The 231-nt window shown below is 48.5% G+C and carries 1 protein-coding gene; it reads left to right on the top strand.

The window, feature by feature from the left end; genetic code table 11:
* On the top strand, window positions 1-231 hold a 231-nt coding region (locus tag M3650_RS31690), incomplete at both ends, for a transposase (protein WP_251580324.1).

Below are 231 nucleotides of genomic sequence, written 5' to 3'. Positions count from 1 at the left end.
GTTCCCAAAGATAATCTACTGCGCAGAATGGACGAGTTGGTGGACTTTGGCTTTGTCTACGAAGAGCTGCACGTCAACTATTGCCACGATAACGGACGCACCGCGGTGGATCCGGTTCGGATGTTTAAATATCTGCTGCTCAAATCTATCTTCGACTTGTCCGACGTCGATCTGGTCGAGCGTTCAAAATATGATTTGTCCTTCAAGTTGTTTCTCCATATGGCCCCCGAG

The organism is Paenibacillus sp. MER TA 81-3, assembly GCF_023713585.1.
GTDB lineage: Bacteria > Bacillota > Bacilli > Paenibacillales > Paenibacillaceae > Paenibacillus_B > Paenibacillus_B profundus.
The sequence above is the reverse complement of the archived record's forward strand: the minus strand, read 5'-3'. Positions and strand labels throughout refer to the sequence as shown.